General features: G+C 66.4%; 14 protein-coding genes. 10 read left to right on the forward strand and 4 right to left on the reverse strand.

Features of this window, described 5'->3' with window-relative positions:
• The first annotated feature begins 62 nt into the window (after positions 1-62).
• Positions 63-848: a glycosyltransferase family A protein gene (locus tag QWJ37_RS04095; RefSeq protein ID WP_290244263.1), complete on the forward strand. Its 786-nt coding sequence runs from the start codon at positions 63-65 to the stop codon at positions 846-848.
• On the opposite strand, the gene idi is transcribed toward QWJ37_RS04095, so the two are convergent.
• Complete coding sequence (gene idi, locus QWJ37_RS04100) at positions 839-1,360, reverse strand: isopentenyl-diphosphate Delta-isomerase (RefSeq protein WP_290244266.1); 522 nt, start codon at positions 1,358-1,360, stop codon at positions 839-841. The two genes, QWJ37_RS04095 and idi, sit on opposite strands and share 10 nt — an antisense overlap.
• A gap of 77 nt (positions 1,361-1,437) precedes the next feature.
• Between idi and QWJ37_RS04105 the strand changes: the two genes are divergently transcribed.
• Genes QWJ37_RS04105 through QWJ37_RS04130 form a run of 6 tightly spaced genes read left to right on the forward strand, consistent with a single transcriptional unit; the run spans position 1,438 to position 6,644 of the window.
• Positions 1,438-2,463 (forward strand): polyprenyl synthetase family protein, encoded by a 1,026-nt coding sequence (locus QWJ37_RS04105; protein ID WP_290244268.1) that lies wholly within the window; start codon positions 1,438-1,440, stop codon positions 2,461-2,463.
• A gap of 3 nt (positions 2,464-2,466) precedes the next feature.
• Positions 2,467-3,387, forward strand: coding sequence for a squalene/phytoene synthase family protein (locus QWJ37_RS04110; protein ID WP_290244270.1), 921 nt, complete (start codon positions 2,467-2,469; stop codon positions 3,385-3,387).
• Positions 3,384-5,057 (forward strand): phytoene desaturase family protein, encoded by a 1,674-nt coding sequence (crtI, locus tag QWJ37_RS04115; RefSeq protein ID WP_227902379.1) that lies wholly within the window; start codon positions 3,384-3,386, stop codon positions 5,055-5,057. Before QWJ37_RS04110 ends, crtI begins: the two co-directional genes overlap by 4 nt.
• Complete coding sequence (locus QWJ37_RS04120; protein ID WP_227902378.1) at positions 5,057-5,395, forward strand: lycopene cyclase domain-containing protein; 339 nt, start codon at positions 5,057-5,059, stop codon at positions 5,393-5,395. The genes crtI and QWJ37_RS04120 overlap by 1 nt, the downstream gene beginning before the upstream one ends.
• Positions 5,392-5,757 (forward strand): lycopene cyclase domain-containing protein, encoded by a 366-nt coding sequence (locus QWJ37_RS04125; RefSeq protein ID WP_227902377.1) that lies wholly within the window; start codon positions 5,392-5,394, stop codon positions 5,755-5,757. Before QWJ37_RS04120 ends, QWJ37_RS04125 begins: the two co-directional genes overlap by 4 nt.
• 38 nt (positions 5,758-5,795) lie before the next feature.
• Positions 5,796-6,644 (forward strand): prenyltransferase, encoded by an 849-nt coding sequence (locus QWJ37_RS04130; protein ID WP_231709953.1) that lies wholly within the window; start codon positions 5,796-5,798, stop codon positions 6,642-6,644.
• A 124-nt stretch (positions 6,645-6,768) separates the two neighbouring features.
• Here QWJ37_RS04130 and QWJ37_RS04135 read toward each other — a convergent pair whose 3' ends face one another.
• Both QWJ37_RS04135 and QWJ37_RS04140 read right to left on the reverse strand, forming a co-directional pair.
• Complete coding sequence (locus tag QWJ37_RS04135; protein WP_227902375.1) at positions 6,769-8,259, reverse strand: catalase; 1,491 nt, start codon at positions 8,257-8,259, stop codon at positions 6,769-6,771.
• Between the two features lie 53 nt (positions 8,260-8,312).
• Positions 8,313-8,768, reverse strand: coding sequence for a Fur family transcriptional regulator (locus QWJ37_RS04140; protein WP_227902374.1), 456 nt, complete (start codon positions 8,766-8,768; stop codon positions 8,313-8,315).
• 173 nt (positions 8,769-8,941) lie between these two features.
• Between QWJ37_RS04140 and QWJ37_RS04145 the strand changes: the two genes are divergently transcribed.
• Positions 8,942-9,748: an alpha/beta fold hydrolase gene (locus tag QWJ37_RS04145; RefSeq protein WP_290244275.1), complete on the forward strand. Its 807-nt coding sequence runs from the start codon at positions 8,942-8,944 to the stop codon at positions 9,746-9,748.
• Between the two features lie 65 nt (positions 9,749-9,813).
• Positions 9,814-10,503 (forward strand): alpha/beta hydrolase, encoded by a 690-nt coding sequence (locus QWJ37_RS04150; protein WP_290244277.1) that lies wholly within the window; start codon positions 9,814-9,816, stop codon positions 10,501-10,503.
• A 40-nt stretch (positions 10,504-10,543) separates the two neighbouring features.
• On the opposite strand, the gene QWJ37_RS04155 is transcribed toward QWJ37_RS04150, so the two are convergent.
• On the reverse strand, positions 10,544-11,296 hold the full coding sequence (locus QWJ37_RS04155; RefSeq protein ID WP_356881133.1) for an MBL fold metallo-hydrolase: 753 nt from the start codon (positions 11,294-11,296) through the stop codon (positions 10,544-10,546).
• Positions 11,297-11,430: 134 nt separating this feature from the next.
• On the opposite strand from QWJ37_RS04155, the gene QWJ37_RS04160 reads away from it, so the two are divergent.
• Positions 11,431-12,702, forward strand: a complete 1,272-nt coding sequence (locus QWJ37_RS04160) for an MFS transporter (protein WP_290244279.1) — start codon at positions 11,431-11,433, stop codon at positions 12,700-12,702.
• Positions 12,703-12,710 lie beyond the last annotated feature (8 nt).

Genomic DNA, 12,710 nt, shown 5'->3' on the forward strand with positions numbered 1-12,710 from the left:
GGGCAGGAGAGGCGGCGGAAACCCCGGGGGCTCCTTCGGCCCTCCCACGCTAAACTCAGCCCATGCCATCACCGCGTACCGCAGCGCTTCCTGCGGTGTCCGTAGTCATTCCGTGCCGCGACGACGCCGCCCTGCTTGAGGCCTGCCTGCAGTCTCTGGCGCAGCAGAGCGTCCCACCAGCGGAAATCGTGGTGGTGGACAACAACAGCACCGATGCCAGCGCGGACGTTGCCCGCCGCTACGGTGCCCGTGTGGTGTTTGAACCCGTCCCCGGGATCCCCGCCGCGGCCGGCGCGGGTTACGATGCCGTTGCCTTTGGCGCGGACGCAGCGGATCTCATCATTGCCCGATGCGACGCGGACTGTGTCCTGCCGCCGGATTGGATTGCGCGCATAGCTGAAAAATTCGCGGCTAATCCTCAGCTGGAGGTCCTCAGCGGTCCGGGAGTGTTCTACGGGATGCCGCCATGGGCCGGCAGGCTGCTCGCGGGCCTGTACCTGGGCGCCTACTTTCTGGCGATGGGTTCCGCGCTGGCCCGTTGGCCGGTTTTCGGCTCGAATATGGCCATGCGGGCAGGCACCTGGCAGGACATCAGCAACGAGGTGCACCGGGATGATGCGCAGATGCACGACGACGTTTGCCTAAGCTTTCACCTCGGTCCCCGGCGGCGCTGCCGGCTGGACCGGGAGCTGGTGGTGGGAATGGCACCGAGGGCGGTGCAGACCGGGGCCAGCCTAAGCCTGCGCTTCCGCCGGGCCTTCCACACCCTCGCCGGCCATTGGCCGCAGGAGTACCCGTGGCGGCGGTGGGAGCAGCGGTTTCGCCCGGTCGGTGATGGTCAGGGGTAGAGCAGCGGCAGTTGAAGGACCAGCCACGGGCTGAATGCCCAGGGCGTCAGCCGCACAGCGGGGACCAGTTGCGCCGGATCAGCCCACTCCCAGTCCATAACCTCGTCCGCGGCGGGCACCGGGTCGGCGTCCGCTACAGCCGTATAGACCGGGCAGATCTCGTGTTCGACAATCCCGGACGCATCTACTGCGCGGTAGCGGAAATCGGGAAGATGCAGCGTCAGATCCCGGATCTCCAACCCAAGCTCGCGCTGTGCGCGGCGGCGGACGGCGTCCTCTGTTGCCTCGCCGGGCCCGGGGTGCCCGCAGAAGGAATTCGTCCAGACGCCAGGCCAGGTCAGTTTGGACAGCGCCCGTCGGGTCACCAGCAGGCGGCCGTCGGGGTTGTACACGTGCGTGGAGAACGCCAGATGCAGCGGCGTGTCGGTGGTGTGCACGGTGGCTTTGTCATGGGTACCCAGCGGGCTGGCATCGATGTCAACCAGAACAACCTGCTCCGGGCGGCCTGTCATTTCTTCCCTTTGTCGCATACGTGTTTACTTTACCTATGGAGACGCACCCCCCGCTCGATCTATCTGCCGGCCAAGGCATGGTTGAGGATGTCCTCGACCGGTTCTTTGAACGAGCCAAGGCCCGGGCCGCGAAGCTCGGACCCAGCTACCTGTCCCTGTGGCAGACCCTCGAGGATTCCACCGCCGGAGGCAAAAGGGTGCGGCCGCGGATCCTGCTGACCGCCTATTTGAATCTCGGGGGCACCGATACCGCTGCAGCGGCCGGCGTCGGCGCCGCGTTTGAACTTCTGCACACGGCGCTGATTGTCCATGACGACGTTATCGACCTGGATTTCACCCGGCGCGGCCAGGAAAACGTCTCGGGCGTGTACCGTGAGCTGGCCTCCTCCGCCGGGGCCGAAACCGGTGCCGCCCGGCACCGCGGACTCTCAGCAGGCGTTATCGCCGGCGACCTGGCGCTCACCGGTGCTTTCCGCCTGCTTGACCGCTCTCCCGTATCCCCGGAGACACGGTTGCGACTTGCCGAAATCCTGGACGACGCAGTGTTTGCGTCAGCTGGCGGGGAACTGATTGACGTCGATTTCTCGTTCCACCCCGGGGCGCCGCCCATCGACGAAATACTGCACATGGAACGGCTGAAGACAGCCGTCTACTCCTTTGAGGCCCCGTTGCAGGCAGGTGCCGTGCTGGCCGGGGCGCCTGACGAGGTTGTGTCGACCCTGGGCCTCTACGGGCGGGATATCGGCATTGCCTACCAGGTGGTTGATGACCTGTTGGGCGTTTTCGGATCGGAAACCGCCACCGGCAAGTCCACGTTCTCGGACCTGCGCGAAGGCAAGCGCACCGTCCTGATTTCCTATGCCTCGGACAAACCCGAGTGGGCTGAACTTTCGGATTTGATCGGCAGCCCCTCGCTCACCGCCCGTGGGGCGGCCCGGGCACGGGAGTTGCTGGTTTCCTCCGGAGCGCGGGACCACGCCCGGGAACTGGTGCGCGAATATGCTGACCGTGCCCGCCAGCGCCTGGACTGCCCTGCCGTGACGCCGGGCCTGCGGGCAGCCTTGTCCGCGGTGGTCGACGACGCCGTGAACAGGGGACGCTAAGACATGGCGGCAGAACAGGGTCTCGCCCTCTACAACACCGTGGCCGGAGAGACCTCAGCGGTGCTGATCCGGTCCTATTCCACATCCTTCGGCCTGGCCTCACGCCTGCTCCCGGCGCGGACCCGCAGGCAAATCGAAACCATCTACGCACTGGTGCGGCTGGCCGACGAGATCGTGGACGGCGTGGCCCTTGCGGCAAAGATACCGCGCGGGGACATCGGCGCGCTCCTGGACGAACTGGAAGCGGACACGGAGCGCGCGCTGCGCACCGGGTACAGCGTGAACCTTGTGGTGCACGCGTTTGCGCTGACCGCCAGGGCCACCGGCATCGGGCCTGAACTAACTCGGCCCTTCTTCGCATCCATGCGCGCGGACCTGGAACAGGCCGAACACACCGAAGCCAGTTTCAATGAGTACGTCTACGGATCAGCCGAAGTGGTGGGGCTGATGTGCCTGCAGTGTTTCCTGCAGGATCTCGCCATCCCGGAAGACCAGTCCAAGCGGCTGCGCGAGGGCGCCCAGCGACTGGGGTCAGCGTTCCAGAAGGTCAATTTCCTGCGCGATCTTGCCCAGGACTTTGAGACCCTCGGCCGCAGCTACTTCCCCGGCGTCACGGTCGATGCCTTCACGGAGACGGACAAAAACAGGATCCTGGACAGCATTGACGCGGATCTGCTGGTCTCGGGGGCTGCTGCCGCCGAGCTTCCGGCCGGCTGCCGTGCCGCCGTCGTCCTCGCCCAGGAGCTCTTTACCGAACTGGCCCGCCGGCTGCGCGCTACTCCTGCCGCCCGGCTGCGCACCACCCGCGTCCGTGTCCCGAATCCAGTCAAGGCCCGCATCGCTGCCCGCGCGGTCCTCACGAGGCGGGCCACCGTCCCGGCCACAGCCCCTATCAGCCCCGAACCGAACGGACCGCATCCATGAGCACCCAGCCGCGTACCGCCGTCGTTATCGGGGGCGGGATTACCGGACTGGCCACCGCGGCCCTGCTGGCCCGCGAAGGCTTGGAAGTCACGGTGCTGGAGAAGCAGCCGGAAACAGGCGGCCGCGCCGGCAGCTGGGAAACCGGCGGGTTCCGCTTTGACACCGGTCCGTCCTGGTACCTGATGCCCGAGGTATTTGACCACTTCTTCCGTCTGCTGGGGACCTCCGCGGCTGAGCAGCTGCAGCTGGTCAAACTCGATCCGGGGTACCGGGTGCTGTTCGAAGGACAGACCGGTCCCGTGGACATCGCCGCGACCCGGGAGGAAAACATAGCCCTCTTCGACTCCTTGGAACCCGGTGCCGGGCAACGCCTGGAGGAGTACCTGGAGTCCTCGGAAGAGGTCTACGCCATGGCGAAGAAGCGGTTCCTGTACTCGACCTTCGCGTCCTTCCTGCCGCTGCTGCGTCCGGACGTGCTGCGGCGCGGACCCCGTCTGGCCCGCCTGCTGCTGGAACCGCTGAGCAGCTTCGTGGCCAAGCGCTTCACTGACCCAAGGATCCGGCAGATCCTGGGATATCCGGCGGTATTCCTTGGCTCCTCGCCGTTCACTACGCCCAGCATGTACCACCTGATGAGCCGGCTGGACCTCGCCGACGGTGTGCTGTACCCCATGGGCGGTTTCCATCGGATCGTTTCCGTGATCGGGGATCTGGCGCAGGCCGAGGGTGCCCGGGTGGTTACCGGCGCGGAAGTCACCTCGATCCGTACGGAGGTCTCCGGCCGCAAAACCCGGGCCACCGGTGTGCAATACCGCAGCCCGGACGGCACCCTGGAGTCACTGGATGCGGACCTGGTGGTCTCCGCCGCGGACCTGCACCACACCGAAACCGAGCTCCTGCCACTGGAACTGCAGACCTATCCGGAAAAGTACTGGCAGCGACGGGTTCCGGGTCCGGGCGGGCTGTTGCTCCACTTGGGCGTACAGGGGACGTTGCCGCAGCTGCAGCACCACACCCTGCTCTTTACCGAAGACTGGAAAGCGAACTTCGAGAAGATTTTCGGCAAGGACACTTCGGTTCCGGATCCCGCGTCGCTGTATGTCTGCCGGCCCAGCGCCACGGACCCGGACGCTGCACCGGAGGGCCATGAAAACCTTTTTGTGCTGGTTCCCGTGCCCTCAGATCCGTCCCTGGGCGCAGGCGGGATCGACGGCGCCGGGGATCCGCGCATCGAGAAGATGGCGGATGCAGTGATCGCCCAGATCTCGTCCTGGGCCGGTATCCCGGATCTGGCCGAGCGCATCATTATCCGCCGCACTGTCGGTCCGCAGGATTTTGTCACCGACCTCAATTCGTGGCGCGGTACCCTGCTGGGCCCGGCACATATCCTGAAGCAGAGCGCCTTCTTCCGCGGCTCGAACGCCAGCCGCAAGGTGGACGGCCTGCTGTACGCCGGCGGGTCCACGCTGCCTGGCATCGGCCTGCCCATGTGCCTGATCAGTGCCGAACTGATACTCAAGCGGCTGCGCGGTGACACCGGCACCGAGGCGCTGCCTGAACCCGCCCCGTGGTCCGCCACGGCGGACAGTCGGCCGGAAGGTGCCGGCCGCGCCGCGGGCGGGGATGCGAAGCCCCTGCCCGCAGAGCCTTCCTCCGGGGACGGCGCCTGATGGGCGTGCTGTATCTGCTTTTCCTGCTGCTCTCGCTGGGGTGCATGGCCCTGTTGGACCACAGGTTTCGGCTGTTCTTTTTCGCAGATGCCCGCCGGGCTGCCCTGGTGTTGCTGATCGGCGTGCTGTTCTTCACCGGCTGGGACCTCGGCGGGATCGGCGCGGACATCTTCTACCGAGGTGAGACCCCGTTTATGCTCGGCCTGACCCTGGCTCCGCACCTGCCCGTGGAGGAAATCTTCTTCCTTGCTTTCCTCTGCTATCTGACGATGGTGGTCTTCGGGCTGGTGCGCCTGGCGGCCGGGAAAGCTGCAGCAAGGGACAGGGTGAAGCAGTGACCTATTGGACCCTCAACGCCTTTTTCCTGGTCCCGGCCGCGCTGGTGTTTGGAGCGGCGCTGCTGGCCCGGCGCCGCACGCCCGTGTTCTTCCGATCCGCAGCCGCCGTCACCGCGGCGGTCCTGCTCGGACTCACCGCCGTCTTTGACAACCTGATGATCCGGGTTGGCCTGTTCTGGTACAACGAGGACCGCATTTCGGGAGCCTTCATCGGAACGGCTCCGCTGGAGGATTTCGCCTATCCCGTCGCCGCCGTGCTGCTGCTGCCGGCACTCTGGGTGCTGTTGCCCGGTCGGGCGCCTGAACCAGTTGCTGCCAGGCGGGCTGCACAAAGTACACCGAATACCAAGGAGAACCAGTGAGCGGCACCGCCACCCGTACGGCCGGCACCACCCTGCGGATGCTGCTGGTTTCATCCCGTCCGTTGTCCTGGGTCAACACCGCCTATCCCTTCGCAGCGGCGTACCTGCTGACCGCCGGCCGGATCGACGCCGCATGGGTCATCGGAACGCTGTTCTTCCTGATTCCCTACAACCTGGCGATGTACGGCATCAACGACGTCTTCGACTATGAGTCGGACCTGCACAACCCGCGCAAGGGTGGTGTGGAAGGTGCCGTCCTGGACCGCAGCTTCCACCGCACCACGCTGTGGGCAGCGCTGGCGACAAACGTTCCCTTCCTGGTGGTCCTGGTGGCGCTGGGCAATGCTCTGTCCGTGCTGGTGCTGGCCGTGAGTGTTTTTGCGGTGATTGCCTACAGTGCACCCAAACTGCGGTTCAAGGAGCGTCCGTTCCTGGATTCGATGACGTCCAGCACGCACTTTGTCAGTCCCGCCGTTTACGGGCTGGTTCTCGCCGGCGCGGAGTTCACCCCGGGCCTGTGGGCCGTGCTGGGGGCGTTCTTCCTGTGGGGCATGGCAAGCCAGGCCTTCGGCGCGGTGCAGGACGTGGTGCCGGACCGCGAGGGCGGCATCGGGTCCATCGCTACGGTGCTCGGCGCCCGGACGGTGGTGTGGGTGGCCGCAGCCGCGTACCTGGCCGGCGGCCTGCTGATGCTGCTGACCCCGTGGCCGGCAACACTGGGCGGGCTGCTGGCCCTGCCCTACATCCTCAACCTCGTACCGTTCCTTCGGATTACCGACGCGGGGTCGGGAGCTGCGAATGCCGGCTGGAAACGCTTCCTGAAACTGAACTTCCTCACCGGTTTCCTGGTGACGCTGCTGATCATTGCCTACTGGCCCAACCGATAGCCGCAGCGGGCAGCGGGAGAATAAACAGCAGCGTGAATAAAACAGCAGCGGCCGACCCCCGAAGGGGCCGGCCGCTGCTGTTATGCGGAACTACCGGAAACCGGCGTCAGCGTAAACGGAGAAATTACTCCGCAACGCCCACGAACTCGGCCTTTTCGTTGGCCGTGGTCTCGCCCTGGGCCAGGGAGAGGCGCAGCTTCTCGCCGAGGGTCGCGTCAACGTTGGTCCAGTACTGGATCGCCGCTTCGCGGATGTGCGGGCGCTGCACACCGGAGATGGCACCGGTGATGGTCTCCAGGAAACGCTCCTTGGCGGCGTCGTCGTAGACCTCGCGGTACAGGGTACCGGCCTGGACGAAGTCGCTGTCCTCGGAGTGCAGGGTCTGCGCGGAACGCACCAGGGCACCGTCGCTCTCCCAGCTGCCTGCGCCGGCCAACGCGGCGTCGGCCACAGGGCCGCCGAGCGTGTTCGGAGCGTAGACCGGGGTCTCCGGGGAGTTGTAGGAGAAGCGCATGGCGCCGTCCTGGGAGTAGTTGTTCACCGGAGCCTTCGGTGCGTTGACCGGCAGCTGGTTGTAGTTGGCGCCTACGCGGTAACGCTGGGCGTCCGGGTAGGAGAAGATACGGGCCATCAGCATCTTGTCCGGGCTGGCATCAATGCCGGGAACCAGGTTCGCGGGGGAGAGGGCAACCTGCTCGATCTGCGCGAAGAAGTTCTCCGGGTTGCGGTTCAGGGTGTGGGTACCCACCTTGATCAGCGGGTAGTCCGCGTGCGGCCAGACCTTGGTCAGGTCAAACGGGTTGAACCGGTAGGTCTTGGCATCTTCGTACGGCATGACCTGAACGTGCAGGTCCCAGGACGGGAAGTTGCCCTCGGCAATGTTCTCGTACAGGTCGCGGCGGTAGTAGTCCGCATCCGCACCGGCAATGCGTTCGGCCTCGGCACCGGTGATTTCGTGGTTGCCCTGGTTGGACGTGAAGTGGTACTTCACCCAGAAGCGCTCGCCCGCGGCGTTGATCCACTGGTAGGTGTGCGAGCCGAAGCCGGGCATTTCACGCCAGGAGCGCGGGATGCCGCGGTCGCCCATGAGGTAGGTGACCTGGTGGGCGGACTCGGGGGAGTTGGTCCAGAAGTCCCACTGCATGTCCGCATCGCGCAGGCCGGAGCCCGGCAGGCGCTTCTGCGAGTGGATGAAGTCAGGGAACTTGATGCCGTCGCGGATGAAGAACACCGGGGTGTTGTTGCCGACGATGTCGTAGTTGCCCTCGGTGGTGTAGAAACGCAGAGCGAAACCGCGGACATCGCGCCAGGTGTCGGGGGAACCCATTTCACCGGCCACGGAGGAGAACCGCTGGACGGTCTCGGTGACGGCGCCGGGCTGGAAGACGGCTGCACGGGTGTACTTGGAGACATCCTCGGTGACTACGAACTCACCGAATGCGCCGCCGCCCTTGGCGTGCACGATGCGCTCCGGAATCCGCTCCCGGTTGAACTGGGCCAGCTTCTCGACCAGGTAACGGTCGTGAAGGGCAATGGCGCCGTCGGCGCCGGCGCTCAGCGAGTGTGCGTCGCTGGCAACCGGGGTACCGGTCTGCGTGGTGGTGAAGTTGGACATACTTGTTCTTTCTCTGGTGCTGACAAAAGGGTGGAGGAAAGTCTTCGGGCGGGCTAGGAGGCTGCTGCTTCGGCGCAGTCGGTGCAGAGCCCGCGGTAGAGCACATCGGCAATCTGGATTGTCATGCCGTGGGTGTTGCCCGGGGTGAGGCACGGGGCGTGGCCGACGGCGCAGTCCACGTCCTCGATCCGCCCGCAGCCGGTGCACACCGCGTGGTGGTGATTGTCATTCACGCGGGTTTCATACCGGGCAGGGGAGTTGGGCGGTTCAATCTTCCGCACCAATCCGGTTTCCACCAGGTCCGCGAGGATGACGTAGACAGACTGCAGGGTGATGTCCGGCAGGTCCGTCCGGACGGCCGCCACGACGTCGTCCGCCACCGTGTGCGGTGCGGTATCGACGGCGCGAAGCACGGCCAGGCGCTGCTTGGTGACCCGGCGGCCGTGCGTGCGCAGCTCAGCGGACCACCTGGCGGTGGTTTCCTCAGTTGCTGCTGTTGTCCCGGTCATGGCATCCACCATACATGCTTAATCTGAGTTACTCATAATAAGTCTCGCCTTACCTGCCGTGCCGGTACGCTGGGCGTTGGTCCCGGGAAAGATCCGCAGCGGGGAGACAGCAGGGCAGCACGGTGTTGAAGCAGCACAGCGATGAAGCAGCACAGCGATGAAGCAGCACAGTAATGAAGCAACACAGGGAAGGCAGGGAAGCAGTGCCGGCAGTTGCACAAACTCAATTCCAGCACGTGGCGGTGGGGGATACACAGGTGGACCTGCGCACCTACGACGACGCCGGGACGCCGGAGCGGCCCGATGCGGGATCAGAGGTGGTTCTGGTGCACGGAATCGGGGCATCGGAGCGGTACTTTGGCCGGCTGATCCGCGAACTGGTGCACACCTCCACAGTCCACACCCTTGAGCTGCCCGGTTTCGGTAGCGCCCCGAAACCGGCAAGGCAGCTGCAGATGCAGGATTTCGGACGGATCGCCGTGCGCGCCCTGGAGTCGGCCGGCATCCAGGGCGCCCAATGGGTAGGGCATTCCATGGGCTGCCAGGTGGTGGTGGAAATGGCGCTCGCCGCTCCCGGGGCAGTGTCCTCCGTGGTGCTGCTGGCCCCCACCATCAACAATGCCGAACGCTCAGCACCGCTGCAGGCTTTGCGGCTGCTGCAGGACTCCCTGGGCGAGCCGGCCGCGGTTAACGCCATGCTGGTCAGGGACTACCTGCGGGCCGGGCCGCGCTGGTATCTCTCCACCCTTCCGGCCATGATCCGGCACCCGATCGAGGAGCGAATCCGGGACGTGCAGGCCCCGGTGCTGCTGGTGCGCGGCGGCAGGGATCCGGTGGTCCGTGCAGACTGGGTAACCCGTCTGGCAGCGGCCCGGCCGGGCGCCCAAACGGTGGAGCTGCCCGGCCAGCCGCACGTCATGATGTATACCCGTCCCGTGGAAACCGCCGCCGTGCTGCGCTCGGCGGTTCCGGCACGGTGACGCGGAAACCGGAGAGCCGGGTCCGTGAAACGCCGCCCGGTGTCCGCCCGCGGCGGAGCGGCCGGATGTCCCGATGGGCCCGGGAAGCCGGCGCCTGGGCCTCGGACTATGCCTACGTGGCCTACTGGCAGCTGCGCAACTTTTTCCTCCGCCGCGACCCGTCTGTCTATCTGCATCCCGGGGAACCGGAGCGGGCCCCGGTGGTACTGATCCCCGGTGTTTATGAGAACTGGCAGTTCCTGCGCCCGCTGGCCGATTATCTGTTTGAACGCGGGCATCCGGTCCACACCGTGGCCCCGCTGGGCTACAACCGCGGCGGCATCGGCGACGCAGCCGTGCTGGTGGAGCGCTACCTGGTGGAGAAGGATCTCCACGGAGTAGTGGTGGTGGCGCACAGCAAGGGAGGGCTGATTGGCAAGCAGCTGATGACCCTGCCGGATGGCGGCGGCCGGGTGGATCGGATGATCGCCGTCAACACCCCGTTTTCCGGTTCCGTCTGCGCCAACCTGTTTCCGCTGGCCAGCATCCGGGCGTTCTCGCCCCGGAACCTGTTCCTGCAGCAGCTGTTGCGCAATGAGGGCGTCAACGCCCGGATCACCTCGGTCTACAGCAGTTTTGATCCGCATATTCCCGCCGGCAGCCACCTTGCCGGCGCACGGAACATCCAGTTGGAAACCATGGGACACTTCCGGCCCATCGGCGACTCCCGGCTGCTGGTGGTACTCGAACAGGAGCTGCTGGACGCCGACGGGTAGCTGTCCGGCATCAGAGGAGGCTTTTGTCGGGAGGGCCTGGTCAGGAGGCTCCGCGTGCCAGTGCCTGTTCCACGGCGGCGGCTGCGCCGTCCCGCCACGGCTCGCCGTGCCCGGTGAGGAGCAGCGGCGCGGCTGTTTCAGCCAACAGAGAGAGCGAGTCGAGCGCCTCGGGGCTGTTGGCCGTTGCTGCCCCGGAGACGATCTGGGGCCCGGTGGTGCCGGTGTAGGGGTTCAGTGTCACCAGTGAATCGCCGCAGATCAGCACTCCCCGGTCCGGGAAGTGCAGGGCCACATGCCCGGCAGTGTGTCCGGGGGTGTGCAGGATCCGGGGCCTGCCGGGAAGGGCGTCCCCGGAATCAGTGGTCAGGCTGTGGACGTCCGTCACGCCGCGGACGTTCAGGGCCCCGGCCCCGGTCATGGTGCCCAGGACCGGAATCGACTTGGGGTACCGCAGCGGATACAGGAAGCGGTTGTTCTCATGCTCGTAGCGGTAGGGATGCGCGGCAATGTAGCGGTCCGCATCGTGGACGAGGATGGGCGTGCGGTACTCCTGGCGCAGCCGGGCAGCAGTGCCCACATGGTCAAAGTGGGCATGAGTGAGCACAAGCGCCCGGATATCCCCGGGGCCATACCCCAGTTCATCCAGGGCGCCGGTCAAATGCGGCCACATGCCGGGGAGGCCGGCATCGATCACCGCCACGCCGTCGCCGTCCTCCACCAGATAGACGTTGACGTAGGCGTGCTCAATGCGGTGGATTCCATCGGCTACGTTGCGGGTAAACACGGTGATCACTCCTTGAGGCGGAACGGCGTGCGGATCGGGACGGCAGCGAAGAGCCGGCCGTTCATCCCATCCTAAGCATGCTTCCAATTCCGTTGCGCGCGTGGTGCCCCGAATCCGGCAGTCCGCGGCCCTAGACTGCTCGGGTGCCAAGACTGCTCGCCGACCTCACGCCGCTGCGCGAAAGCCCGGACTATCGCCGGCTATGGACGGGAACGGCACTCTCTGCAGTCGGCACCCAGCTCACCCTCGTGGCTGTGAGCCTGGAGGTCTACGAACTGACGCAGTCCAGCCTCTATGTGGGGCTGCTCGGACTGGTGGGCCTGGTGCCGCTGGTGCTCGCAGGGCTCTATGGCGGTTCCGTTGTGGATGCCTATGACCGGCGCAAGGTGGCACTGTTTTCCTCCGTGCTGCTGTGGGCCAGCACCATTGGTATTGCCGCGCAGGCGTGGGCGGGCGTGGGTAACGTCTGGCTGCTCTACGTGCTGGTGGCGGTGAATGCCGGTGCGGGCGGCCTCAACCAGCCGGCCCGCAGCGCCATCATCCCGCGGCTGGTCCGCCCGGAGCTCCTGCCCGCCGCCAATGCGCTGAACATGATGACCTTCGGGCTGGCCATGACCGCAGGCCCGCTGCTGGCAGGCGTGCTGGTGGCCCGCGTGGGGTACGGCTGGACCTACACGATCGACGTCGTCACGTTCACGGCCGCCATGTGGGCGCTGTACCGGCTTCCCCCGATGCCCCCGGTGGGCCAGGTGCAGAAGGCCGGGCTGGGCTCGGTGCTGGAGGGGTTCCGCTTCCTGGGCACCCGGCCGAATATCCGCATGACGTTTGTGGTGGACCTGTGCGCCATGGTGTTTTCCCAGCCGCGGGCACTGCTGCCGGCCATCGGTGCGCTGATGCTGGGAGGCGGCGCCACCACGGTAGGGGTGCTGCTGGCAGCCACCGCTGTGGGGGCGTTCCTCGCGGGCCTCTTTTCCGGCCCCCTTGGCCTGGTCCGCCGGCAGGGGCTGGCGGTGCTCTGGTCCGTGGCGGCCTGGGCGCTTTCCGTCACGGCGTTCGGTGTGGTTGTGGTGCTGGCCGGGCACAACGACGGCGAGGTCCCCTCGGCCTGGCTGGTTCCGGCGGCGGTGGCGATGGCATGCGCGGGGATTGCCGACTCGATCAGCGGGGTGTTCCGCTCCACTATTTTGCAGTCGGCTACGCCGGACGCCATGCGCGGCAGGCTGCAGGGCGTTTTTGTGGTGGTGGTTGCAGGGGGACCGCGGCTGGGAGACCTGGTTGCCGGCGTGAATGCCTCCTTCGCGGGCGAGGGGTGGGCCGCAATCCTCGGCGGGCTGATCTGCCTGGCACTTGTGGCCGTGCTGGCCCGCACCCAGCCGCGGTTCGCCCGCTACGACGCACTGCATCCCGAGCCCTGAGCCCCTGG

Origin of the sequence: Arthrobacter sp. YD2, from assembly GCF_030410475.1 — a bacterium.
Lineage (GTDB): Bacteria > Actinomycetota > Actinomycetes > Actinomycetales > Micrococcaceae > Arthrobacter_B > Arthrobacter_B zhangbolii.